We start from the raw sequence: 22,472 nt of genomic DNA on the forward strand, positions 1-22,472 counted from the left end.
ATCGGCTCCTGATGGGACGTGCGCGGCACAGGGCGCACTCTCCCCCCAGAGCGGGCTGGCGGGAGTGGGAAGGGGATCGGCATCTCGGACGCCTCATTCTCTGACCCCGGCCCCCGACCGGACGTGGGGCGGGGCACAATTGAGGCCCGCCAGAGGCTGTGGAAGGCGGGCAGTACACTGGGCCGCGTGACCCTCGGCGTCCCCGACCTTCCGCCCGGCTCTGACCCCGCTCGCCCCCGGCAGGCCTACCTGTACGCCGACCCCGCCGCGCACTCGCGCTCGCCCGCGATGCACCGGGCCGCGTTCGCCCACGCGGGGCTGGCAGGCACCTACGAGGCGGTGCGGGTGCCCGCGCCCGAACTGCCCGCCGCCCTGGCGCGGCTGCGCGAGCCGGGCGTGCTGGGCGCCAACCTGAGCCTGCCGCACAAGGAGGCGGCGCTGAGCCACCTCGACGGCCTCACCCCGGCGGCGCGGGCGATCGGGGCGGTCAACACGGTGGTGAACCGGGACGGGCGGCTCCGCGGCGAGAACACGGACGCGCCGGGGCTGCTCGCGGCGCTGGCGGAGGCGCAGGCTCCTGCCACTGGCCTCGCCGTGGTACTGGGCGCGGGCGGGGCGGCGCGGGCGGCGGTGTGGGCGCTGCGCTCGCAGGGCCGGGAGGTGCGGGTCGTGAACCGCACCCTGGCCCGCGCCGAGGCGCTGGTGCGCGACCTGGGCGGCACGGCGCAGGCCACCGGGGACGTGTCCTGGCCGGGCGTGACCCTCCTCATCAACGCGTCGAGTGCAGGCCTGGACGCCCCGGAGGAGACGCCCCTGCCGGATTTCGACTTCTCGCGCCTGCCTCCTGACGCTCTCGTGTACGACATGGTCTACCGCCCCGCCGAGACGCGGCTGCTGCGGGAGGCCCGCGCCGCCGGACTCCGCGCCGAGAATGGGCTGTCCATGCTCGCGCATCAGGCGCGGCTCGCCTTTCTCGCCTGGACCGGGGTGGACGTGCCCGTGTCCGTCTTCCGAGCGGCGGCGGGCGGCGCGGGGGGGCGTCCGTGACGGGCACCCGGCCGCTGGACCGCCGCTGGCCGCTGGCGGCCTTCACGCTGGTGCTGCTGCTGAGCGTGTTCGCGGCGGCTTTCTTGCACCGCTTCGTGCAGGAGCAGCAGCGGGCACGCTTCGAGCGCGAGGTCAACGCCCACGCGAGCATCCTGCGCGACCGCCTCAACGAGTACGAGACGCTGCTGCGGGCCACCCGGTCCTTCTGGCTGGTGGAGGGCGAACCTGGACAGGGCGAGTACGGCACCTACGTGGACAGCCTGGACCTGCGCGGGCGCTTTCCCGGCGTGCTGGCGGTGGGCTTTACCCGCTGGCGCGAGGGGGCGGGCGGGCGGCCACAGGCGGTCATCGAGCGCATCGCCCCCGCTGACGGTATCAACCGCCGGGCGCTGGGCTTTGACATGCTCACCGAGCGTTGCCGCCGCGCGGCCATCTTGCGCGCGCGCGAGACCGGGCGCAGTCAGGTGAGCTGCCCGGTCAAGCTGGTGCAGCAGGGTGCGGACGGGCAGCCGCTTGACGGCATGCTCCTCTTCCTGCCGGTGGAGACGGGGGGGCGCTTTCAGGGGGTGGTGTACCTCGCGCTGGACACGGCCTCGCTGCTGCGGGCCTTGCGGCCCGACGGGGCGCTGCCGGGTGTGGCGGTCGAGACCCGGCTGGGCGGCGTGCGGCTGGGCGGCGAGCGCCTGAGCGTGCCCGCCGCCTTCGAGCGCGAGGTGCGCCAGGAGCAGGTGGGCGGCGTGTGGACCCAGACCCTGCGGGCACCCGCCAGCTTCGGGCGCGACGCGGCGGCCTCGGTGCCGGTGGTCGTGCTGCTCGCGGGGATGCTGGTCGCGGGCCTGACCTACCTGCTGATGGAAGCGCAGGTGCGGGCGCGGCGCCGGGCCGAGGAGGCGCTGAGTTCCCTGGCGTGGTCGCGCACGCAGCTTCAGCAGTCGCAGGCCGAGTTCGAGGCGATCTTTCACGCGATTCTGGACGCCGCCGTCTTCACGGACGGGGAGGGCCGGGTGCTGCGGGTCAACCGGGCGCTCGAAGAGCAGTTCGGCTATCTCCCGGCTGAGCTGCAGGGCGAGGGCCTGGGGCGGCTGCACCTCGACCGCCGTCTGGAGGGCCGCGCCACCTTCGACCTGATCACCACGCCGTACCGGCGTAAGGACGGCAGCGTCTTTTCCGGCGAGGCGCAGCGCAGCGCCGTGGTGGGGCCGCGCGGGGAGAGCCTGGGCTTTCTGGAGGTGATCCGCGACGTCTCCGAGCGGGTGGAGGCGGAGCGGGCGCGGCAGGCCGAGGAACGGCGCTCGCGGGCGATTCTCGACGCGATTCCCCACATGCTGCTCGTGAGCGACCCCGGCGGGCAGGTGACCTACGTCAACACCCAGCACCGCGAACGCCTGCGGGGCGCGGCGCTGGAGGGTCAGGTTCACCCCGAGGACCGCCCTGCCTACGCCGGGATGTGGGCACGGGCCACCGCGCAGGGCACCCAGGCCGAGGGCGAGGTGCGGCTGATCATGGGGGGCGGGGGACCGGGCCGCTGGTTCGTGGTGCGGGTCGCGCCCATCCGGAACGAGGCGGGCGAGGTGACCGAGTGGGTGGCCTCGGCGACCGACATCCACGACCGTCTGGAAGCCGAGCGGCGTGCCCAGCGCGACGAGGCCCGCTACCGGGGCGTGCTCGAGGGCGTGCCGCAGATCGTGTGGCTCAGCGACGCGGCGGGCAAGGTCACCTACTTCAACCGCCGCTGGACCGAGTACGTGGGCCAGGGGCGGGCCACCGAACCCTTTGCCAGCCTGCTGCACCCCGAGGACCGCGCCGAGTACCTGCTGCGCTGGAAAGACGCCCTGCGGGCGCGGCGGCCCTTCGAGGCCGAGCACCGCCTGCTGGGCGCGGATGGCCGCTACCGGACCTTCGTGACGCGGGCGCTGCCGCTGGGCGACGCGGGGGGCGCCGAGTGGGTGGGGACCAGCACCGATGTCGACGATCAGGTGTACGCCGAGGCCTCGGCGCGGCTGCTCGCCACCGTCTCCGAGCACCTCTCGGCGCGGGCCGACGATCCGCTCGCCTCGCGCTCGGAGAACTACCGCGCCGCCCTCGACCGGATCACCGGGCGGCTGGCCGAGAGCGCCGGGCTGTGGGTCGCCGCGCCGGAGCTGCGGCTGCTGGCCTCCTCCCGCCTGCCGACGGGGCAGATCAGCCCCGAGGTCCGCGCGGCGGTCGGGGAAGCGCTGCGCCGGGTCAGCGGGGCCGAGCAGCCCCTGCACCTCGACGCCGGGTCCACCCCGCTGCTGTACGAGGTGGGCGCGACGGGCGCGGCCTTCTATCCCCTGATCGGGCGCGACGGGGCCGCGCGGGGGGTGTTGGCCCTGACCTACCGCCAGCCGCCCGGCGACCGCGACCACGACCTCGCCGGGGAACTCGCGCAGAGATTTGCCACCGCCCTCGACAACGACGCCCTGCGGCTGGAGGCCGAGGAGGCGCACGCCGACCTCCAGGGCCTCAACCAGTCGCTGGAGGAGCGCGTGCAGCAGCGCACCCTGGAACTTCAGGACGCCAACCGTGAACTGGAAGCCTTTTCCTACTCGGTCAGCCACGACCTGCGCACTCCGCTGCGGCACATCGTGGGCTTCGGGGACCTGCTGCGCAAGGACGCGGCAGGGTCAGGCAGCCTCTCGCCCAAGAGCGAACGGTACCTCGGTGTGATCACCGACGCGGCGGGGCGCATGAGTCAACTGATCGACGACCTGCTGGAGTTTTCACGGATGGGCCGGCAGGAACTGCGCCGGGGACCGGTGGACCTCGGGGCGGTCGTGCGCGAAGCCTGGAAGGACCTCGAACCCGACCGGGCGGGCCGCGACGTGACCTTCGAGCTGGGCGAGCTGCCCACCGTGCAGGGAGACGCCGCGCTGCTGGGACAGGTGTTTGCCAACCTGCTCTCCAACGCGCTGAAGTACTCGCGCACCCGCCAGCAGGCCCGCATCACCGTGGGCGGGGAGCAGGACGGCGAGGAGGTCACCGTGACGGTCCGTGACAACGGCGTCGGTTTCGATCCCCGCTTCGCAGATAAACTGTTCGGCGTGTTTCAGCGTCTGCACCGCGCCGAGGAATTCGAGGGGACCGGAATCGGCCTCGCCAATGTCCGCCGCATCGTCGTCCGTCACGGGGGCCGGGTGCGGGCCGAGTCGGTGCCCGGCGAGGGCGCGGCCTTCCACGTCACCCTGCCGCTGCGGGGTCCGGCCGGGGAGGGCCAGCCGTGAGCGGCGAGCACGCCCTGCCCGAACCCGGTCAGACCCTGCGAATCCTGCACCTCGAGGACAACGAACTCGACCATGAACTCGTCACCATGCACCTGGGCGACCTGCCCTGGCCGGTCGAGACCGAGCGGGTCGAGGACGAGGCGGGCTTTCTGGCCGCGCTCGACACGCACCGCCCGCACCTGATTCTCAGCGACTTCGCCCTGCCCGGCTACGACGGGTTGTCCGCCTTCCGCGCCGCGCACGCCCGCGCTCCTTTCCTGCCCTTCATCATCGTGACGGGCGCGATGGGCGAGGAGACGGCGGTGGACACCCTGCGCGAGGGGGTCACCGACTACATCCTCAAGCAGCGCCTCGAGCGCCTCAGCCCGAGCGTCCGGCGCGCCATCGCGGAGGCCGACGCCCGCGACCGCCGCGAGCGCGCCGAGCAGGAGGTGCGCGAACTCAACCTCTCGCTGCAGGCCCGGCTGGAGGAAGTCGAGCGGTTGCGGGCGATCGCGGAAGGCCAGCGCCAGCGCCTGGAAACGCAGGCCAAGCAGCTCGAGGAGGCGCTCAACCTCCAGAAGACCTTCCTGGCCGAGACCAGCCACGAACTGCGGACCCCCCTGACCGCCCTGCTGGGCTATCTGCGCCGCGCCGAGCGTGAGGCGGGCGGCTCGCAGACCCTGCAGGACGCGCAGCGCGTCGCGGAGAACATGACCCGGCTGGTCAACGACCTGCTGCAACTCTCGCGCGGCGAACTCGTGCAGGGGATCGAGATGCATTTCGTGAACCTCGGCAACCTCGTGCGGCAGGTGGGGCGCGACTACGGGGTGCGGGCGGAGGCGCCCGATCTGGAGATCGTGGGCGATCCGGGGCGGCTCACCCAGGTCTTTGTCAACCTCGTCAGCAACGCGATCCGGGTGTGCGGCACGCCCGACCTCGTGCATATGGAGGCCGAGCAGGGCCGGGGCGGCCAGGTCTGCGTGCGGGTGATCGACCACGGCCCCGGCATCCCCGACACCGTCAAGCCGCGCATCTTTGACAAGTTCTACCGGGGCAAGGAGGCGGGTTCGACGGGCCTGGGCCTGACCATCGCCCAGCAGGTTGTGAACTCGCACGGGGGCCGCATCGAGGTGCAGGACACGCCCGGCGGCGGCGCGACCTTCGTGGTGTGCCTGCCGCCGCCCGAGGAGGACGAGGACGACTTCCTGTCCCAGCCGGGCGGCGAGGCGACGCTGGAACAGTTGCCCTGAGAAGGCGGTGGTGGGGCGCGGTCGCTGGCCGAGCGAACTCAAGAAGAGCGGTGGGGGTGTGGTTTCCTGGGGGCCGTCCTTCTGTCAAATGCTCTAGGCTGGGGCCATGAGCGACGTCAAGACCATGCAGGTGACCTGGCTGGGTGAGCAGCGCTACGTGGGCGTGAGCGCGAGCGGGCACCAGCTCCTGATCGACAACAGCGCCACCAAAGTCGGCGTGTCGCCCATGGAGGCGCTGCTGGGGGCGCTGGCGACCTGCACCGCCTACGACATCGTGCAAGTGATGGGCAAAAAGCGCATCAAGCTCACGAGCTACCGCATCGAGGCCGAAGGCGAGCGGGCCGACGAGCACCCCCGGCGGTACACCCGCATCGTGGTGCGCCATATCGCCAGCGGCGAGGGCCTGACCCCCGAGGCGCTGGAGCGGGCCGCGCACCTCAGCCACGAGAAATACTGCTCGGTGGCGGCCAGCCTGAACAGCGAGATCGTGGTGGAGACGCGGGTGGAGGCGGGCGAGACCGCCAGCGTGTAAGTCACGGCTGAAGGAAGGTGGGAGACGCCGATGGACGTCCCCCACCTTCTTTTTCCAGGCTGGCTACTCCCATACCCGCACCCCCGCCTCCCGCAGCAGCCGAATGACCAGCCCCAGCGGAAAGCCGACCACGTTGGAGTAATCGCCCTCGATCCGGGCGACCAGGGCCATCCCGACCCCCTGAATGCCGTAACCCCCGGCCTTGTCTAGCCCCTCGCCCGTGGCCGCGTAGTGGGTGACCTCGGCGTCTGACAGGGCGCGGAAGGTCACGTCGGTGCGTTCCACGCCACTCCGCTCGCCGTCTGGTGCGAAGACGCTGACCCCGGTGTAGACCTGATGGGTCTGCCCCGAGAGCCGCTGAACGAAGGCGCGGTTCTCGGCCTCGCTTTCTGGTTTGGCGAGCAACTCGTCCCCCAGCGCCACCACCGTGTCGGCCCCGATCACCACCGCGCCGGGGTGCTGCCGGGCCACCGCCGCTGCCTTCTGCCGGGCGAGGCTGTCCGCGAGCCGGGCGGGGTCGCGTTCCTCGCTGGCCTCGTCCTCCCCGCTGACGACGACCCGGAAGGGGACGCCGAGGTTCGTCAGCAACTCGCGGCGGCGCGGGCTGCCCGAGGCGAGAATGACGTCCGGAGCCTCAGTAGCCAGAGCCGTTCCCCCCGCCGCTGACGAGGCCCACGCCGCCCGAGGTGCCCAGACGCGTCGCCCCGGCCTCGATCATCGCTCGCGCGTCGTCGGGGGTGCGGACGCCGCCCGCCGCCTTGATCTGGACGCGCTGTGCTGGCTGGAGGGCCGCGATCACCTCGGCCATCAGGCGCACGTCTTCCACGGTCGCCCCGCCCGTGCCGAAGCCAGTGCTCGTCTTGACGAAGTCCGCGCCGCCCGCGACGGCGGCCTCGGTCGCGCCGCGCTTTTGCTCCTCGTTCAGGTAGCAGGTTTCGATGATGACCTTGAGCACGCGGTCGGGAATCGCCTTGCGGACGGCCCGCACGTCCTCCTCCACGGCCTGCCAGTCCCCGGCGAGCGCCGCGCCGATGTGGATCACCATGTCCACCTCGTCGGCCCCGGCTTCCGCGCTGAGGCGGGCTTCCACGGCCTTTTGCCCTGGCAGGACGGCACCCAGCGGAAAGCCGCAGACGGTGGCGACCTTCACGCCCGACCCGGCGAGTTCGGCGGCGGCGAGGTGCACGTAGACGGGATTCACGCAGACAGCGGCGAAGGCATGCTCGCGGGCCTCGGCACACAGCGTCCGGATGTCGTCCGGGGTGGCGGTGGCCTTGAGGAGCGTGTGGTCGATGTAGGGGGCAAGGTCCATGTCCCGCAGAATAAGGGCTGACCGCGCTACCCTCCTTCCATGACCGACCCGGCCACGACTGACCCGGCTCCCCGCCTCCAGCCCGGCGAGGCTTTCCCCGAGTTCGCCCTGCCTGACGCGGGGGGCCACCTGCACCGCCTGTCCGACTACGCCGGGCGGTACGTGGTGCTGTACGTCTACCCCAAGGACGACACGCCCGGCTGCACGAAGGAAGCCTGCGACTTCCGCGACAGCGCGAGCCTGAAGGCACTCGGCGCCGCCATCCTGGGCCTGAGCCGGGACGACGCGGCCAGCCACAGCGCCTTTGCCGAGAAGTACAGCCTGCCCTTCCCGCTGCTCTCAGACCCCGACGCCGAGTTTCTGAAGGAACTTGGCAGCTATGGCCCCAAGACCCTGTACGGCAAGGTTACCGAGGGCATCAAGCGGCAGACCTTCCTGATCGGCCCGGACGGGCGGCTGGTCAAGTCGTGGCTCGCGGTGAAGGTGGACGGCCACGCGGACGCGGTCGCCGCCGCCATCGAAGCCGACCGGGGAGGGCGCGGCGATGGGTGACCTCGAAGCGCTGAAAAAGGAGGCGGCCCTCCGCGCTGTCGCCCTCGTCGAGAGCGGGATGCGGGTGGGGCTGGGAACGGGCAGCACGGCCAAGTACGCCATCGAGGAACTTGGGCGCAAGCTGGCGGTGGGCGAGTTGAAGGACATCGTGGGCGTCGCCACCAGCGAGGCGTCGGAGGCGCTGGCCCGCGAGGTCGGCGTGCCCGTGCAGCCGCTGGACCCCCGGCCGCTCGACATCGCCATCGACGGGGCGGACGAGATCGACCCCGACCTGAACCTCATCAAGGGGCTGGGCGGGGCGCTGCTGCGCGAGAAGCTCACCGAGGTGCAGGCGCGGCGGCTGGTCATCATCGCGGACCACACCAAGCTGGTCACCCGGCTGGGGGAGAAGGCACCGCTCCCCGTCGAGATCACCCGCTTCGGCTTTCTCTCGACGGTCGAGCGGTTGCGGGCGCTGGTGCCGGGCGGCAGGTTGCGGCAACCGGGAGCGCAGCCCTACGTGACGGACAACGGGAACTACATCTATGACGCGCAGCTCCCTGCCGCGTTTGACCCTGCCGAGTTGGAGCGGCAGCTTAAGGGCACGCTGGGGGTCGTGGAGACGGGCTTTTTCCTGGGCGTGGCGGACGTGGCGTTCGTGGCGGCGCCGGAGGGGGTGCGGGAGGTTCGGCGGGGGTAGGGGGAGCGGCGCTGCGCTCGGCAAAGGTCGTCCCCCCATATTCCGGTCCCGCTTGCCTCGCCCCCGTTTCCCCCTCCACGCCATCCTTCGCCCGAGGGAAAGGCCTCGGCGCATCCGCGCCGAACGGCTCGTCTGCCTGGAAAGAGGACTTGCGAGGTGGGGACGTTGGGTTCGGCGGACACAGGGAGAAGATGGCTTCAGCAAAAGCGCAGTTTCACCCCTCTCTCCCCGTGGGCGACTCGTAGAGCCGCGTAGCGAAGGTCCTTGCGGAGCAAGGGGTAAGGGGGCAACGCCGGAACCGCAGACCCCCCCCACCCCCTGCTGGCCGCTCCCTAGAACCGCCCCAACTGCTCCGCCAGCACCTCCGGGTCCTTCGTCGGCAGGTCGCAGGCGTGGCCCACACACACGTAGGCGGTGCCGCCGCCCGGCCGCCCCTCCAGCACGGGCAGCCCCTCGCCCTGTTCGGCGGGAGCGAGGGCCGCGAAGGGGAGGGGAAAGCGGGCCAGCACCCGCTCCAGCCCGGCGCGTTCGGTAGGGGTACCGATCAGGGCGACCTCGACGTGGGGGGCTTCAAGGAAGGCCGCCGCCTGCCACAGCCCGCCCATACCGTGCGGGGCGGCGAGCATGTCGGCCGCGTAGGTCTGGACGGTGCGGCGGGCCAGGGTCTCGGCCTCCTCGTCTCCGTAGTAGCGGCCCATCCACAGTCCCAGCAGGGCGGCGGCGGCGTTGTCGCTAAGGACCGCCGCGTCGAAGGCCTCGGCCTGACGGGTGAGCAGGGTTTCGGCGTTGCCCCCGGTGGAGCGGAAGAGGCCCGCCTCCTCGTCCCAGAAGTCGCGGCGAACAACCTCCCACAGCTCCCGCGCCCATTCCAGATGGGCGAGGTCGCCGCCCGCCTGGTACAGCGCGACGAGGCCCAGCGCGTAGAGGGCGTGGTCCTCCAGCAGCCCCTCCACGCGGGCCACCCCGTCCTTGTAGGTGTGGCGCAGGGTACCGTCCGGAAGGCGCATCCGCTCGCGCACGAAGTCGGCGTTGCGGCGGGCCACTTCCAGATAATGGGCCTCCCCCAGAATCCGCCCCGCGTCCGCGAAGGCGGCGAGTGCCAGCCCGTTCCACGAGGTCAGCACCTTGGTGTCGGTGCCGGGCTGGGGCCGCCCCTGCCGCGCCTCGAACAGGTGCATCCGGGCGGTGTCCAGCCGCTCCAGCAGAGCGGGCATGTCTTCGCCCAGGTCGCGGGCCAGCGCCTCCGGCGGGGTGGGCACGTGCAGCACGTTGCGGCTGCCGTACTCCGGGCGGTGCGGGTCGAGGAAGTTGCCCCCCTCGGTCACGCCATACACCCGCAGCACGAGGTCAGCGTCGGGGCCGTCCCCCAGGACTTCCCGGATTTCGTCGGGCGTCCAGGTGAAGGTCAGCCCTTCCACTCCCTCGGTATCGGCATCCTGCGCGGAGTAGAAGCCGCCCTCCGGGGCGAGCATCTCGCGTTCGAGGTAGGCCAGCGTCTCGCGGGCGAGGCGGGCGAAGGTCTGGTCGCCCGTGTACTGCGCCGCCCGCAGCAGCGTGCGCGTGAGCTGCGCGTTGTCGTAGAGCATCTTCTCGAAGTGGGGGACCAGCCACTGCGCGTCCACCGAGTAGCGGTGAAAGCCGCCGCCGAGCTGGTCGTAGATGCCGCCCGCCCCCATCCGCCGCAGGGTGTGCAGGGCCATGTCGCGCCCGTCCTCCCGCGTCAGCAGGAAGTCCAGCGTGGTCGTCCCCGGAAACTTGGGTGCACTCCCAAAGCCGCCCCGGTCGGCGTCGTACACGCGGCGCAGGTTCTCCACCGCGCGGGGCAGGAAGTCGGTGGGGAGGTCATCCGCCGTCCCGCGCGGGCGGCTGGCCTCGCGGATGTGGCCGGTCAGGGCCTCGGCGTTACCCAGCAGCTTGTCCCGGTCCTCCTGCCACGCCCGCGCCACGGTCGCCAGCAATCGGCGGAAGCCGGGCATCCCATAGCGGTCTTCGGGCGGAAAGTAGGTGCCCGCGTAGAAGGGCTCGCCGCCGGGCGTCAGGAACACCGTCATGGGCCAGCCGCCCTGCCCGGTCATGAGCTGGGTCGCCGTCATGTACACCCGGTCCACGTCGGGCCGTTCCTCGCGGTCCACCTTGATGTTCACGAAATCCCGGTTCATCTGCGCCGCCGTCGCCTCGTCCTCGAAGCTCTCGTGGGCCATCACGTGGCACCAGTGGCAGGTCGAGTAGCCGATGGAGAGGAGCACGGGCACGTCGCGGCGGCGGGCTTCCTCAAAGGCTTCCGGGGACCAGGGCCACCAGTCCACCGGGTTGTCGGCGTGTTGGAGAAGGTAGGGGCTGGTCTCCTGGGCGAGGCGGTTCATGGGGGCAGGGTAGTGCGCGGCGGGTGAAGGTTCGGGTGAGGGAGGAGGGGAGAGGCTTCATGGGTGTTGGGGATAAGCAAGGCATCTTGATTCGCCTCTGCCCCCACCCCCAGCCCCTCCCCCCAGAGGGGGCAGGGGAGCGACGCTGCGCTGGGCAAAGGTCGTTCCCCCATGTTCCGGCCCTTTCTGGCCTGCCCCCATTTCCCCTTCCACGCCATCCTGCCGCCCAACGTAAGGCCTCGGCACTACCGCGCCGAACGGCTCGTCTGCCTGGAACGTGGACTCGCCAGGCGGGAACGTTGCGAACGGCTGACACAGGGAAAAGAGGGCTAGGGCAAGAGCAAGGTAGTGTTTACGCCCTCATTGCTGGCTAGTTGCTGATAGCTGACCGCCCCCTACACCCCCGCCAGCAGCCGCTCCACATCCTCCAGCGTCGTGTAATGCGCGATGCTGGCCCGCACCACGCCCTCCGGATACAGGCCCAGGTCCTTGAGGGGCTGCACCGCGTAGAAGTGCCCGGCGGCCACGTCCACCCCGCGCTCGCTCAGGCGGGCGGCGGTCGCCTCGGGGGCCTCGCCCTCCACGCGGAAGGCGACGGTGCCGATGCGGGCGGCAGAGGCGGAGGGGCCGTAGACCGTGACGCGCGGCGCCTCCAGCAGCCCCGTCAGCAGCCGTTCCCCGACCGGGCGTTCCAGCTCCACGATGCGGGCGGAAGCGGCGTCCAGCGCCTCGCGGCTCAGGGTGGCGTGGCCGCCCAGGTCGCGCAGGTAGTCCAGGGTGCCCAGCCACCCGGCGAGCAGCTCGAATTGCGGCGTGCCGTGCTCCAGCCCGGTGATGTCCCCCTGGGGCACGAAGCTGAGTTTGGGCCAGGCGAGGTGCGGGCGGTGTTCGGGCGACATCCACAGCGCCCCCAGGTGCGGTCCCCAGACCTTGTAGGGGCTGAACATCACGAAGTCGGCCCCCCAGCCCTGCACGTCGGGAAAGACGTGGGGCGCGGAGTGCACGGCGTCCACGACCGTCCACGCCCCCGCCGCCCGCACCTGCGCGGCGACCGCCGGAATGTCCACCGTGGCCCCCAGCGCGTTGCTCGCCGCCGTCACCGCGACCAGCCGGGTGCGCGGAGAGAGCAGCGCGGAGAGGTCGTCCGCGTGCAGCCCCATGTCGGGCTGCCGGGCGTGCCAGACCTTGACCGTCACGCCCACGCGCTCCAGCTCGCGCCAGGGGCTGGCGTTCGCCTCGTGTTCCAGGCCCGACAGAATCACCTCGTCCCCCGGTCCCCACAGCCGCGCGAAGGCCGCCGCCAGCCGGAAGGCGAGGGCGGTCGCGCTCGGCCCCAGGGCCACGTCCTCCGGGTTGGCGTTCAGGAAGAGGGCGGTCCCCTCGCGGGCGCGGCCTTTGAGCGCCAGAATCTCCTGCCCCGGCCGGTGTCCCGGCATCGCGTTGATGGCCCCGTAGCGGGTGAGGTGCCCCGTGATCGCGTCGATGGAGCGCTGCGGCAGCAGCCCGCCCGCCGCGTTGTCGAGGTAGGCCCGCCCGGAGGCGAGCGGGGGGAACTGGGCACGGATGGCTTCGGGGGTCATGGGGGGAAGTGTAGGACGTGAGGCTGCTTGGCCTACCGTCGCCCCTTCACCCACAGCACCGCCCCCCCCAGCACCAGCCCCCACACCGCACTCCCCACCCCCAGCAGGGTCACGCCGCTCGCGGTGACCGCCAGGGTGAGGAAAGCGGCCTCGCGCCCATAGTCGCCCTCCAGCGCTGCCGTGAGGCTGGAGAGGGTGGTCGTGACCAGCGCCAGTCCCGCCAACGCCGCGACCACGGGCGGGGGGACCGCCGCCACCGCGCCCACCACCCAGCCCGCGAAGACCCCCAGCATCAGGTAGAAGAAGGCCGCGCTCAGGCCCGCGACCCAGCGCCGGGCGGGGTCGGGGTGGGCTTCCTCGCCCGCGGCGATGGCCGCCGTGATCGCCGCGAGGTTGGTGGTATGCGCCCCGAACGGTGCCGAGAGCAGGCTCGCCAGCCCCGAGCCGGTGATCAGCGGCGAGGTGGGCACCCGCCCGTACCCGCAGGCCCGCAGCACGGCCACCCCCGGAAGCTGCTGCGAGGCCAGCGTCAGGATGGTCAGCGGCAGCGCCAGCGTGACTGCACCCCGCAGTGAAAACTCGGGCGTGGTCCAGACCAGCGCACCCAGCCCGCCCCCGGTGAGCGGCCCGACTGCGCCGACCGCCAGCGACAGCCCGGCCCCCGCCAGCAGCGCCGCCGGAACCGCCCAGCGGGCAAACCACACCCGCCCCGCCAAAAAGACCAGCAGCATGCCGCCCACCGGCACCGGGGCCTGCGGCAGCGCCCGGAACGCCCCCAGCACGAAGGGCAGCAGCACCCCGGCCAGCAGCGCGTTCGCCAGCGCCGCCGGAATCCGCGAGGTCAGGCGCTCGAAGGCCCCGCTCCACCCCAGGGCCGTCATCACCCCGGCGGTCAGGACGTAGGCGCCCAGCACCTCGGCATAGCCCAGGTCCCCAGCCGCCGCGAGCGAGGCCACCAGCGCCAGTCCCGGCGTGCTCCAGGCCATCTTGATCGGGGCGCGGTAGTGCCAGCTCAGCCACCCGCCCGACACGCTGATCGCGAGGTAACAGGCCAGCACCCAGCTCGCCGTCTGCCCCGGCGTCAGCCCGAAGTCCCGCGCCGCCCCCACCAGCAGCCCGATGCTGCTCGCCGCCCCGACGACCACCGCGACAAAGCCCGCCACGACCGCCGATCCCGAGGCGTCGCGCCACAGGTCGCGCAGGGTTGGCCGTGAGGAACGGGGCAGGTCGGCGGTGGGAGGCATCGCCCCGCATTCCAGCACGGCGGGGCCTAGCACGGTGGGGCCTCGGCAGACGCTCAAGCCGCCGCTCATGCCGGGGCGCCCCCGGCAGGCGTAGGGTGCGCCCATGACGACCTCCTCCCCGCCCCACCGCCGTCCGCTCGGCCGCACCAACCTGCTTGTCACCGAGATCGGCTACGGTGCCTGGGGCATCGGCGCCGACATGTGGAAGGGCGCTCAGGACGACGAGAGCCTCGCGGCGCTGCGGCGCTACGTGGAACTCGGTGGCAACTTCATCGACACGGCAATGGGCTACGGCAACGGCCACAGCGAACGCCTCGTGGGGCAGGTTGCTCGTGAGTTTCCCGGCACCCTGGTCGCCACCAAGGTCAGCCCCAGGAACATGGAGTGGCCCGCCGCGCCAGGCACCACCGCTGACGAAGCCTTTCCCGGCGAGTACGTCGTGCGGATGACCGAGGCCAGCCTGGAGCGCCTCGGCCTGCCCAGCATCGACGTGCAGCAGCTCCACGTCTGGAACGATTCGTGGCTGGGTCAGGGCGACTGGCAGGAGGCGGCCGCGCAGCTCAAGCGGGAGGGCAAGATTCGCGCCTTCGGCATCTCGATCAACGACCACCAACCGGACAACGCGGTGAAGGCCGTGGAGTCGGGCGCCGTGGACACCGTACAGGTCATCTACAACGTCTTCGACCAGTCGCCGCAGGACCGCCTGTTGGACGCCTGCCGAATGCACGGCGTCGGCGTGATTGTGCGGGTCGCGCTCGACGAGGGAAGCCTGACGGGCACGATCACGCCCGAGACGACCTTTCCCGAGGGCGACTGGCGCCACACCTACTTCGGTGGAAGCCGCAAGGCCGAGTTGCAGCCCCGGCTGCGGGCCATCGAGACAGACCTGGGCATCTCCACCGCGCAGCTTCCCGAAACCGCCCTGCGCTTCGTGCTGAGCCATCCGGCCGTCAGCACGGTCATCGTGGGGATGCGCAGCGTTCGCAACGTGGAGCGCAACCTCGCCCTCGCGGATGGGCGGGGCCTGCCCGCCGAACAGGCGCACAAGCTCTATGCCCACCGCTGGGACCGCAACTGGTACCTCCCGGCGGGGGACTGATACCGAATTGCGATGATTCCTTGGAATCATCCGAGCGGACTTGGAGAGCTGCGAGGCAGAGCGAGGAGCAAAAAGTACGGGGTTGCGGTGATGGGAGACCTTACGGCGTTCTTCCAAACGTTCTGGAATCAGAGCAGTCCCGTATAAGGCCACGCTGTCCCCCTTGGCGAGACTCGACCACACCCCCTTGAGCGTCTGCTCAGACAGCCGCACGCTTCCGCCGGGACCACTCGCCTAGAGTTCCCGGCGGAGGTTTCGTTTCTTGTCGACCGTCCCCCTGCCATCCACCCGCACCCACCTGCCGGACATTCTGCGGCTGGCCCTGCCCGCGAGCGCCGAAGCTGTCATTCAACTCCTCTTCAACTTCCTGGCCCAACTGATCGTCGCGACCCTGGGAGCCACGGCAGTCGCGGCGGTCGGCCTGTCCAACAACGTCACGATGGTCCTGATGTTCACCCTCGCCACCCTGGGGTCGGGCGCGGGCATCCTCGTTGCGCGGGCACATGGGGCGGGGGACCGGGGCGCGGTGAACCGGACGGCGGGCACCGCCCTGCTGCTCGCCCTGGGGGTGACCACCCTGATCGTGGCGGGCTTGTACACCTCCGCTGGTCCGGTGCTGGGGCTGCTGGGGGCTCCGGCGGACCTGCTCGCGGCCGCCACGCCCTTCTTTCAGGTCGCGCTGCTGAGCGTGCCCCTGATCGTGCTGAGCGTGGTCGCGGGCAATGTCCTGCGCTCGCTGGAGCGGCCCCGCATCCCGATGGTCGCCACCCTGATTGCGGCGGCAGTCAACGTGGGGGTGGGCTACGCGCTGGTGCATGGGGCCTTCGGGCTGCCCCGGCTGGGGCTGGTCGGTGCGGCGTGGGGAGCGCTGGCCGGGCAGGCGGTGCGGGTCGGGCTGCTGGCCGCCTTCCTCTATGGCCCGCGCGGTCCCATTGCCCCGGCGTGGTCGGGGGTAGGGGTGGGGGGCCGCGTGCTGGTGCGCGACCTGCTGAACCTCTCGCTGCCGCTGGCGGCCACCCAGCTTGCCTGGAGCGGGGGCAACCTGCTCTACGCCCTCTTCCTGGCGCGGCTGGGCACCGAGGTGCTGGCGGGCGTGCAGATCGGCTACACGCTGGAGGGCATCTTCGTGGTGGCGTCGTCCGGGCTGGTGCCTGCCGCCACCGCCTTGATCGGGCAGGCGGTCGGGCAGCGCGACGCGGCCCTCGCCGCCGAGCGGGCGCGGGCGGTCGAGCGGTTCGGGCTGGTGACCGGCGTCACCTTCGGGGTGCTGTTCGCCCTCTCCGCGTTGGTCCTGCCGCTCCTTTACCCCAGCGTGGGCGCCGAAGTGCGAGGAATCGCGCTGGCGACCATTCTGGTCAACGCCGCCGTGCAGGTCGTCAAGGTCGCCAATATGGTGCGCGGAGCGGGCGTCCTGCCGTCGGGCAGCGACACGCGCGGCGTGCTGATCGGGGACGCGATCAGCGCCTTCGGGGTGGGGCTGCCGCTCGCGTGGCTGCTCGCCTTTCCCCTGGGGCTGGGGTTCTGGGGCGTGCTCGTCGCCCGCGTGCTGGAGGAGGTCGTGAAGATCGCCATCTTTACCTGGCGGCGGCGGAAGCTGTCGTGGGGCCAGGTGATCGCCGGGCAGACGGCCCTGAACGCGGCGACGGACTGAGGAGCGTTAGTCGGTAGCAGGCCGCCGCTGCATCAGCGCCGTCCGTTTGCACCGCGCCACCACCTCGCCGCGCTGGTTGATCGCCCGGTGCTCCACCACCACGATGCCCGCGTCCGGGCGGCTGCGGCTCTCGCGGGCTTCGAGCACCTCGGACTCGGCGCGGATGGTGTCGCCGTGGAAAACGGGCTTGGGAAAGACCACCCCGTCCAGCCCCAGATTTGCCACCAGCGTCCCCAGCGTCAGCTCATGGACACTCAGGCCGACGAGCAGGCTCAGCGTCAGCAGGCTGTTCACCAGCGGCTGCCCGAACTCGGTCGCGGCGGCGTACTCCCGGTCGAGGTGCAGGGGCTGGGGATTCATCGTCAGCGTGGTGAACAACACGTTGTCGGCCTCCGTCAGCGTGCGGGTCACGCGGTGGCGAATGACGGTGCCGGGGGTGAGTTCTTCGAAATAGCGGCCCTGGGGGCGCAGTAGGTCTTCGTTCATGGGGAGCCTCTGGGGAAGATGGGAGTCAGTTCGCCTGTTCGCGGGCGTGAAGGATGGCGCGGGCCTTTGCCAGCATGGGTTCGTCCACCATCTGGCCCTCGAAGCTGAAGGCGCCGTGCCCCGCGAGGGCCGCTTCGTGCGCGGCGTCGAGCAGCCTGCGGGCACGTTCGGCCTCCGCGTCGGTCGGGCCGAAGAACTCGTGCGCCAGGGCCACCTGCGCGGGGTGAATGCACAGCTTGCCGCCGTAGCCCAGGGCGCGGCCCTGCGCGGCGTCCTCGCGGAAGGCGTCGGGGTCGTTCAGGGCCGTCACCACGATGTCGAGCGCGTGGACCCCAGTCAATCGGGCGGCGAGGGCGACGTGCGAGCGGGCGTACAGGACTTCCAGATTGCCCGGCGTCCGCGTACCCCCCAGGTCGGTCGTGTAGTCCTCTGCCCCGAAATAGGCCCACTCCACGCCCTCCTCGGCCAGAATCTCGCGGGCGTTCCAGACCCCCGCGCCCGTCTCCAGCCCGGCCAGGAGGGGGAGGTCCAGGCCCCGCTCCGCGAGCGTCGCCCGCACCCGGCGCACGTCCGCCGCCGCCTCCAGCTTGGGCACGACCACGCCCGCGAGTTCGGGGGTCAGCACGGCGAGGTCGTCCTCAAAAAAGGGTGAGTGCACCGCGTTCACCCGCACGAACACGGCGAGGTGCGGCGCGGCGGCCACGAGGTCGCGGGCCGCGTCGCGGGCGACCGGGCGGGCGGCGGCCTTGGCCTGCGGGGTGGCGGGCACGGCGTCTTCGAGGTCGATCACGACCGCGTCGGGCGCGGAGCGGGGCAGTTTGGCGATCAGGTCGGCGCGGCCCCCCGGCGCGAAGAGGACGCTGCGGGGGCGCAGGCTGGGGTCAGGAGCAGGCACGGGGCTCAGGATACGGGACGGCCCTCGCTCCGGGCTTCAGGGGCGGGCGGGCTCCAGCGGGGCCAGGCTGCGGGCCACCGCTCCGGAGTATCGCAGGACCTCGTACCCCAGGGTCAGCGCCCCGTGAAGGGCCGCCGCGTCCCGCCAGCCGGACCCGAACGCCCGCCACGCGCCCCCGTAGTAGGCGCGGTAGGTGTCTGCTAACGCCCCGTGCCCCCGGTGCTGGAGGTGGGTGACCAGCACGGACCGGGGCTGTCCCCACGCCTCCTCCCACGGCAGCCCCAGCGCGTGCAGCAGCCGGGGCGCCGCCGGAGTGACCCGCCACGCGAGGCCCCGCAAGGCGGCGTACTGATGCGGCCCCACCTTGTCGAAGAGGTCGGCACCCAGGTGCCGGGCCGCCTCGTCCTGCTCGATCAGGGCCAGACGGTCGTGCTCCGGGTCGGGTGCCGTGCCGGGATACGGCTCGCCGTGCAGCACGGTGACGGCCGAGCGGGCGAAACGGGGCATCTCCAGCAGGTCGTTCAGGAGGCTGAGTTGCAGGCGGGGCCAGTGCAGGGGGCGCGGGCAGGCGGCCGCGTAGGCGGCGTTGACCTCGGCCATGAAGCCCAGCGCGGCCTGTGGGGCGGTCAGCTGATGACGGTCCTGCGGGTCACGCAGCCAGAGGTGCAGGTCCACGTCGCTGAGTTCGGGCACGTAGTCGATGGGGTCGGGCCAGGGCTTGCTCGCCGAGCCCTTGAAATACACGCCGCGCAGGCGGTCGTGTCCCAGGCGGGCGAACACGGCGCCCAGCACGGCGGCTCGCATCGCCTCCACTTCGTGACGCAGCTGTTCAGGGTCCAGGGGCCAGGAGGTCATCCGGCCACTCTCGCCGCCTCGCCCGCCCCCGCGCATCCGCCGAACGGCCCACCCGTGCCTACAGCGCGGAGGGAGGAGAGGTGGCAGAGTAGGCCCATGACTCCCACCCCCTTCCAACTCGGCCTGTATTCCTTCGGGGACTTCACGCCTGACCCCGCCACCGGGGTGACCCTGAGTCCCGCCGAGCGCCTGAAGAACTTGCTGGAGGAGGCCGAACTCGCCGATCAGGTGGGCCTCGACGTGTTCGGGCTGGGGGAGCACCACCGCCCCGACTACCTGGTGTCCTCGCCCGCGACTGTCCTCGCGGCGATGGCGGCCCGCACCCACACCATCCGCCTGACGAGCGCCGTGACCGTGCTGGGGACCGACGACCCTGTGCGCGTGTACCAGCAGTTCGCCACCCTGGACCTCCTCTCCGGGGGCCGGGCCGAGATCATGGTGGGGCGCGGCTCCTTCGCGGAGTCGTTCCCGCTGTTCCTGGGCGGGATGCCCGCCGACTACGACGCCCTCTTCGCGGACCGGCTGGAGCTGCTCTTGCAGGTGCGCGAGCGCGAGCAGGTGACCTGGCAGGGCCGCACCCGTCCGCCGCTGGGTGGACAGGGGGTCTACCCGCGCCCTGAAGCGCCCCTCCCGGTGTGGCTGGCGGTCGGCGGCACGCCGTCTTCGGCCCGCCGTGCGGGAACGCTGGGGCTGCCGATGGCGCTGGCGATCATCGGGGGGGCCTACGAGCGGTTCGCGCCCTTCGTGCGGCTCTACCGGGACGCGGCCCGCACCGCCGGGCACGGCGAACTGCCGCTGGGCATCAACGCGCACGGCTTCCTCGCCGACACGTCGCGGGGGGCCGCCGACCTCGCCTTTCCCGCGCACAGCCTCGTCATGAATCGCCTCGGCCGCGAACGGGGCTGGGCACCGATGGGCCGCGCCCACTTCGACGCCGAGCGTGGGCGGGGCGGGGCGCTGTTCGTGGGCGACCCGGAGGAGGTGGCGGCGAAGATCCTGCACCAGCACGAGCTGTTCGGCCACACCCGCTTCCTGATGCAGATGAGCGTGGGCACCCTCCCGCACGCGGCGATGCTGCGCTCCATTGAGCTGTTCGGCACGAAGGTCGCTCCGCTGGTGCGGGAAGAAGTCGCGCGGCGTCAGCCCACGCCGAGTTCGTAACACACCACGAAAAAGCCCTTCACCGTCATCTCGTCCACCGCCCGGAAGCCCGCCGACTCGTACAGGGCGCGGAGTTTGGGGCGGGTGGCGGCGGTGTCCAGCCGCAGGAAGGCGCCCCCGGCCTCGCGGGTTTCGCGGGCGGCCTCGGCCAGCAGCGCGTGGGCCAGGCCCCGCCCCTGCGCTGCCGGATGGACGCCGAGCTTGTGGAGGTAGCGGGCCTGCCCCGGCGGGTCGTCCGGCCAGAAGAGGGGGTCGGCGTCCAGCAGCACGTAGGTGCCCACGGCCTCACCTCGGAGCCACGCGACCCGCCAGCCCTCCGGCGGGTAGTGACGGCTCAGGCGCTCCGGCGTCAGGCTGGGCAGCGGCCACAGCGGTTCGCCCCGCTCCAGCAGCCGGGCGGCGGTGGCGGTCAGCACGGCGGAGGCGGCGCCGAGGTCGCCCTGAGTAAAGGTCAGGTCCACTCAGCCCCCCAGCGGCGCCGCGGGTTCGATGCCCGTCGCGTAGAGGTCGCCGTCCCGCGCCTCCAACCGGACACGGGGCAGCGGCCCATTCGCCTTGCCGAAGACGGCCTCACCCGCCTTCAACGGGTCAAAGACGCTGTAGTGGCAGGGGCACCCCAGTTGCGGGTGCTGGTCTTCCCTCGGCGGGCGGTAGTTGTACGCGAAGGCCAGCACCTCCGGGTCGCGCACGAGGACCACCGGGCAGCCCAGGTGGGTGCAGATGCGGCTGTAGGCGGCGTAGTGGCGGCCCTCCACGCTCAGGCCACCGGGGACCGGCTCCGGGAGCCGCAGCGCCACGCAGGGGCGGCCGTCGTAGGAAAACGGCACCTCCGCCCACGCCTGGGCCAGTTGCCCCGCCGAGGCCACCCGCACCGCCGCTCCCGGCTGAAACTGGGGTTCGCCCGCGTCCCGCTTGCCCAGCGTCACCCGCGAGGCGTACCAGCCCATGTATCCGAAGGTCCCCAGCGTGCCCGCGACGGGCAGGACCCACCAGTTTTCCAGCAGTCGGCGGCGCGTCAGGCGGCGTGCCCTGGGCCGCTCGCCCTCGCCCGTCACTCGCCTTCCTTCTGCCAGCGCTCCAGCACGTCCAGCAGGGCGTTCAGGTCGTCCGTCCCCAGGTTGGGATAGGCGGGCATCGCCCCCTTGCCCTGGAGGATGATCTGCCGCAGTCCATCCCGCGAGAGGTTGGACACCCGCAGGCTGGGACCCAGCGCCCCGCCCCCACCGTTCGCCCCGTGGCAGCTCGCGCAGTTGGCGGCGTAGACGCGCAGGCCGGGGTCCGACTCGTTCTGGCGGGCGCGGATGTCCGTGATCGTCTCGTCGGCGTCGCGGCCGGAGGGGTTCAGGGTTCGGTAGCGTTCCAGTGCGGTCAGGGCGGCCTCGTCCTCCCCGAAGCGAACGAGGGCAAAGCCCAGGAACAGTTGCGACTCGGCGTCGTTGGGGGCGAGCCCCGCGGCCGTCTGGACCAGCAAGAAGGCTTGCTCCGCCTCCTCCGGTCCCAGTGCCTTGCCGCCTTGCGCGGGCCGGGTCAGCAGCACGATGCCCAACCGCCGCAGTGCCTCGGGCTGCCGGGGGTCCAGCCGCAGGGCCGCCGCGTAGGCGCTCGACGCCTCGTCGTACAGGGCGGAGTCGAAGGCCGCCCGGCCCCAGGCGAGGTAGTCGGCCACCGAGCGGCTGGCCTCGGCGCGGCGGCGCAACTCGGGCAGCGCGAGCGAGTTCTGGACGGTCTGCGCCTCACGCGGCGAGAGGGCCGCAAGCTGCCAGCGCGGCACAAAGGTCACCGCTCCAGCCACGGTCACCAGTGCGGCCAGCCCCACCCCGATCAGTGCGAGGCGGCGGGTGCGGCCCGCCCGGTTCGCCGGGGGAGGCGCAGGCGGCAGCGCGTCCAGCGCCCGCAGGGTCAGCGCCGCGCGGCGCTCCAGGTCAGGCCGTCGCCGCTCGTCGGTCAAGGCGGCGAGTTCCCCGTACAGGCGGTCACGCTCGGCCGTCAGCCGCTCGCGCTCCGGGGCGTCGGGGTCACTCGGCGCGGCGGCTCCCAGTGGCGAAAGCACCAGCCACAGCGACACGCCCACGATCAGGGCCAGCAGGATGAGGCTCAGCATCACGCCCCCTCCTTGCGCCGCGTCTGGCGCTGCACTTCGGCGAGGTAGGGGTCAAAGGTGTCCCCCTCGGCCTCGGGCGTGGCGGCAGCGGCGGCGGTGGGCTTGCGCCGCAGGAAGCGCCACAGCACCAGCCCCCCCGCCCCCAGTGCCGCCAGCGGAGCGCCCCACAGCAGCATCCCCACGCCGTCCTTTGGCGGGTCCAGCAGCACGAAGTTGCCGTACCGCGCGGCGAAATAGCTGTAGATCTCCGCGTCGCTGCGCCCCGCCGCCACCTGCTCGCGCACGTCGCGCAGCATCTCGCGGCTGATGTCGTTCGTGCTCTGCGTGATGGGTTCCCCGGTGCAGATCGGGCAGCGCAGGTTGTCCCCGATGGCCTCGGCGCGGAGGGCCTGATCGGTCGTCAGGGCGAAAGAAGTGGAGAGCAGCAGGCTCATGGCC

21 protein-coding genes are annotated in these 22,472 nt (G+C 72.0%); 9 read left to right on the forward strand and 12 right to left on the reverse strand.

Going from position 1 to position 22,472, the window contains the following annotated elements:
• Positions 1–288: 288 nt before the first annotated feature.
• From C3K08_RS05515 to C3K08_RS05530, 4 genes are all read left to right on the forward strand, one after another.
• On the forward strand, positions 289–1,047 hold the full coding sequence (locus tag C3K08_RS05515; protein WP_104991933.1) for a shikimate dehydrogenase: 759 nt from the start codon (positions 289–291) through the stop codon (positions 1,045–1,047).
• Positions 1,044–4,292 (forward strand): PAS domain S-box protein, encoded by a 3,249-nt coding sequence (locus tag C3K08_RS05520; protein ID WP_104990397.1) that lies wholly within the window; start codon positions 1,044–1,046, stop codon positions 4,290–4,292. The genes C3K08_RS05515 and C3K08_RS05520 overlap by 4 nt, the downstream gene beginning before the upstream one ends.
• A complete protein-coding gene (locus C3K08_RS05525) occupies positions 4,289–5,524 on the forward strand; it encodes a hybrid sensor histidine kinase/response regulator (RefSeq protein ID WP_234009179.1) in 1,236 nt (411 codons plus the stop codon). Before C3K08_RS05520 ends, C3K08_RS05525 begins: the two co-directional genes overlap by 4 nt.
• A 106-nt stretch (positions 5,525–5,630) precedes the next feature.
• Positions 5,631–6,056, forward strand: a complete 426-nt coding sequence (locus C3K08_RS05530) for an OsmC family protein (RefSeq protein WP_104990398.1) — start codon at positions 5,631–5,633, stop codon at positions 6,054–6,056.
• A 63-nt stretch (positions 6,057–6,119) separates the two neighbouring features.
• Here the strand turns inward: C3K08_RS05530 and C3K08_RS05535 are convergent, their stop codons facing one another.
• Together C3K08_RS05535 and deoC are read right to left on the reverse strand one after the other, a co-directional pair.
• Positions 6,120–6,644: a Maf family nucleotide pyrophosphatase gene (locus tag C3K08_RS05535; protein WP_234009180.1), complete on the reverse strand. Its 525-nt coding sequence runs from the start codon at positions 6,642–6,644 to the stop codon at positions 6,120–6,122.
• Positions 6,645–6,690: 46 nt separating this feature from the next.
• Positions 6,691–7,368, reverse strand: a complete 678-nt coding sequence (gene deoC, locus C3K08_RS05540; RefSeq protein ID WP_104990400.1) for a deoxyribose-phosphate aldolase — start codon at positions 7,366–7,368, stop codon at positions 6,691–6,693.
• Positions 7,369–7,407: 39 nt separating this feature from the next.
• On the opposite strand from deoC, the gene C3K08_RS05545 reads away from it, so the two are divergent.
• On the forward strand, positions 7,408–7,920 hold the full coding sequence (locus tag C3K08_RS05545) for a peroxiredoxin (protein WP_104990401.1): 513 nt from the start codon (positions 7,408–7,410) through the stop codon (positions 7,918–7,920).
• A complete protein-coding gene (rpiA, locus tag C3K08_RS05550; RefSeq protein ID WP_104990402.1) occupies positions 7,913–8,599 on the forward strand; it encodes a ribose 5-phosphate isomerase A in 687 nt (228 codons plus the stop codon). The genes C3K08_RS05545 and rpiA overlap by 8 nt, the downstream gene beginning before the upstream one ends.
• 332 nt (positions 8,600–8,931) lie before the next feature.
• Here rpiA and C3K08_RS05555 read toward each other — a convergent pair whose 3' ends face one another.
• The 3 genes from C3K08_RS05555 to C3K08_RS05565 all read right to left on the reverse strand — a co-directional run bounded on the left by C3K08_RS05555 (position 8,932) and on the right by C3K08_RS05565 (position 13,891).
• The gene (locus C3K08_RS05555) at positions 8,932–10,962 is read right to left on the reverse strand and encodes a thioredoxin domain-containing protein (protein WP_104990403.1); all 2,031 of its coding nucleotides are present in this window, start codon (positions 10,960–10,962) and stop codon (positions 8,932–8,934) included.
• 395 nt (positions 10,963–11,357) lie between these two features.
• The gene (locus C3K08_RS05560) at positions 11,358–12,542 is read right to left on the reverse strand and encodes a cysteine desulfurase-like protein (RefSeq protein WP_104990404.1); all 1,185 of its coding nucleotides are present in this window, start codon (positions 12,540–12,542) and stop codon (positions 11,358–11,360) included.
• Between the two features lie 32 nt (positions 12,543–12,574).
• Positions 12,575–13,891 (reverse strand): benzoate/H(+) symporter BenE family transporter, encoded by a 1,317-nt coding sequence (locus C3K08_RS05565; RefSeq protein ID WP_234009181.1) that lies wholly within the window; start codon positions 13,889–13,891, stop codon positions 12,575–12,577.
• Between C3K08_RS05565 and C3K08_RS05570 the strand changes: the two genes are divergently transcribed.
• Complete coding sequence (locus C3K08_RS05570; protein ID WP_104990406.1) at positions 13,890–14,885, forward strand: aldo/keto reductase; 996 nt, start codon at positions 13,890–13,892, stop codon at positions 14,883–14,885. The genes C3K08_RS05565 and C3K08_RS05570 overlap by 2 nt on opposite strands.
• A gap of 262 nt (positions 14,886–15,147) precedes the next feature.
• Positions 15,148–16,536 (forward strand): MATE family efflux transporter, encoded by a 1,389-nt coding sequence (locus C3K08_RS05575; RefSeq protein ID WP_234009182.1) that lies wholly within the window; start codon positions 15,148–15,150, stop codon positions 16,534–16,536.
• Between the two features lie 6 nt (positions 16,537–16,542).
• Here C3K08_RS05575 and C3K08_RS05580 read toward each other — a convergent pair whose 3' ends face one another.
• Genes C3K08_RS05580 through C3K08_RS05590 form a run of 3 tightly spaced genes read right to left on the reverse strand, consistent with a single transcriptional unit; the run spans position 16,543 to position 18,772 of the window.
• Positions 16,543–17,022 carry a MaoC family dehydratase gene (locus tag C3K08_RS05580; protein ID WP_104990407.1) on the reverse strand — a complete coding sequence of 160 codons (480 nt, stop codon included), beginning with the start codon at positions 17,020–17,022 and terminating at the stop codon, positions 16,543–16,545.
• A 25-nt stretch (positions 17,023–17,047) separates the two neighbouring features.
• Entirely contained in the window at positions 17,048–17,917 is an 870-nt protein-coding gene (locus tag C3K08_RS05585) for a CoA ester lyase (protein ID WP_104990408.1), read from the reverse strand.
• A 36-nt stretch (positions 17,918–17,953) separates the two neighbouring features.
• Complete coding sequence (locus C3K08_RS05590; protein WP_104990409.1) at positions 17,954–18,772, reverse strand: hypothetical protein; 819 nt, start codon at positions 18,770–18,772, stop codon at positions 17,954–17,956.
• Between the two features lie 96 nt (positions 18,773–18,868).
• Between C3K08_RS05590 and C3K08_RS05595 the strand changes: the two genes are divergently transcribed.
• On the forward strand, positions 18,869–19,933 hold the full coding sequence (locus C3K08_RS05595) for an LLM class flavin-dependent oxidoreductase (RefSeq protein WP_104990410.1): 1,065 nt from the start codon (positions 18,869–18,871) through the stop codon (positions 19,931–19,933).
• Here the strand turns inward: C3K08_RS05595 and C3K08_RS05600 are convergent.
• From C3K08_RS05600 to C3K08_RS05615, 4 genes are read right to left on the reverse strand one after another with little or no spacing between them, the layout of a single operon-like run.
• A complete protein-coding gene (locus C3K08_RS05600) occupies positions 19,912–20,394 on the reverse strand; it encodes an N-acetyltransferase (RefSeq protein ID WP_104990411.1) in 483 nt (160 codons plus the stop codon). The genes C3K08_RS05595 and C3K08_RS05600 overlap by 22 nt on opposite strands.
• Positions 20,395–20,988 (reverse strand): Rieske 2Fe-2S domain-containing protein, encoded by a 594-nt coding sequence (locus C3K08_RS05605; protein ID WP_234009183.1) that lies wholly within the window; start codon positions 20,986–20,988, stop codon positions 20,395–20,397.
• Positions 20,985–22,034 (reverse strand): c-type cytochrome, encoded by a 1,050-nt coding sequence (locus C3K08_RS05610; protein ID WP_234009184.1) that lies wholly within the window; start codon positions 22,032–22,034, stop codon positions 20,985–20,987. Before C3K08_RS05610 ends, C3K08_RS05605 begins: the two co-directional genes overlap by 4 nt.
• Complete coding sequence (locus C3K08_RS05615; RefSeq protein WP_104990413.1) at positions 22,034–22,468, reverse strand: cytochrome c-type biogenesis protein CcmH; 435 nt, start codon at positions 22,466–22,468, stop codon at positions 22,034–22,036. Before C3K08_RS05615 ends, C3K08_RS05610 begins: the two co-directional genes overlap by 1 nt.
• Between the last annotated feature and the right edge of the window lie 4 nt (positions 22,469–22,472).

The sequence above is a fragment of the Deinococcus sp. NW-56 genome, assembly GCF_002953415.1.
In the GTDB taxonomy this organism is placed as follows: domain Bacteria; phylum Deinococcota; class Deinococci; order Deinococcales; family Deinococcaceae; genus Deinococcus.

Coding starts and splice junctions, on each gene's coding strand:
- C3K08_RS05515 (WP_104991933.1), top strand. CDS start 289: ATGCACCGGGCCGCGTTCGCCCACGCGGGGCTGGCAGGCACCTACGAG.
- C3K08_RS05530 (WP_104990398.1), top strand. CDS start 5,631: ATGAGCGACGTCAAGACCATGCAGGTGACCTGGCTGGGTGAGCAGCGC.
- deoC (WP_104990400.1), bottom strand. CDS start 7,368: ATGGACCTTGCCCCCTACATCGACCACACGCTCCTCAAGGCCACCGCC.
- C3K08_RS05545 (WP_104990401.1), top strand. CDS start 7,408: ATGACCGACCCGGCCACGACTGACCCGGCTCCCCGCCTCCAGCCCGGC.
- rpiA (WP_104990402.1), top strand. CDS start 7,913: ATGGGTGACCTCGAAGCGCTGAAAAAGGAGGCGGCCCTCCGCGCTGTC.
- C3K08_RS05555 (WP_104990403.1), bottom strand. CDS start 10,962: ATGAACCGCCTCGCCCAGGAGACCAGCCCCTACCTTCTCCAACACGCC.
- C3K08_RS05560 (WP_104990404.1), bottom strand. CDS start 12,542: ATGACCCCCGAAGCCATCCGTGCCCAGTTCCCCCCGCTCGCCTCCGGG.
- C3K08_RS05570 (WP_104990406.1), top strand. CDS start 13,890: ATGACGACCTCCTCCCCGCCCCACCGCCGTCCGCTCGGCCGCACCAAC.
- C3K08_RS05565 (WP_234009181.1), bottom strand. CDS start 13,891: ATGGGCGCACCCTACGCCTGCCGGGGGCGCCCCGGCATGAGCGGCGGC.
- C3K08_RS05580 (WP_104990407.1), bottom strand. CDS start 17,022: ATGAACGAAGACCTACTGCGCCCCCAGGGCCGCTATTTCGAAGAACTC.
- C3K08_RS05590 (WP_104990409.1), bottom strand. CDS start 18,772: ATGACCTCCTGGCCCCTGGACCCTGAACAGCTGCGTCACGAAGTGGAG.
- C3K08_RS05595 (WP_104990410.1), top strand. CDS start 18,869: ATGACTCCCACCCCCTTCCAACTCGGCCTGTATTCCTTCGGGGACTTC.
- C3K08_RS05610 (WP_234009184.1), bottom strand. CDS start 22,034: ATGCTGAGCCTCATCCTGCTGGCCCTGATCGTGGGCGTGTCGCTGTGG.
- C3K08_RS05615 (WP_104990413.1), bottom strand. CDS start 22,468: ATGAGCCTGCTGCTCTCCACTTCTTTCGCCCTGACGACCGATCAGGCC.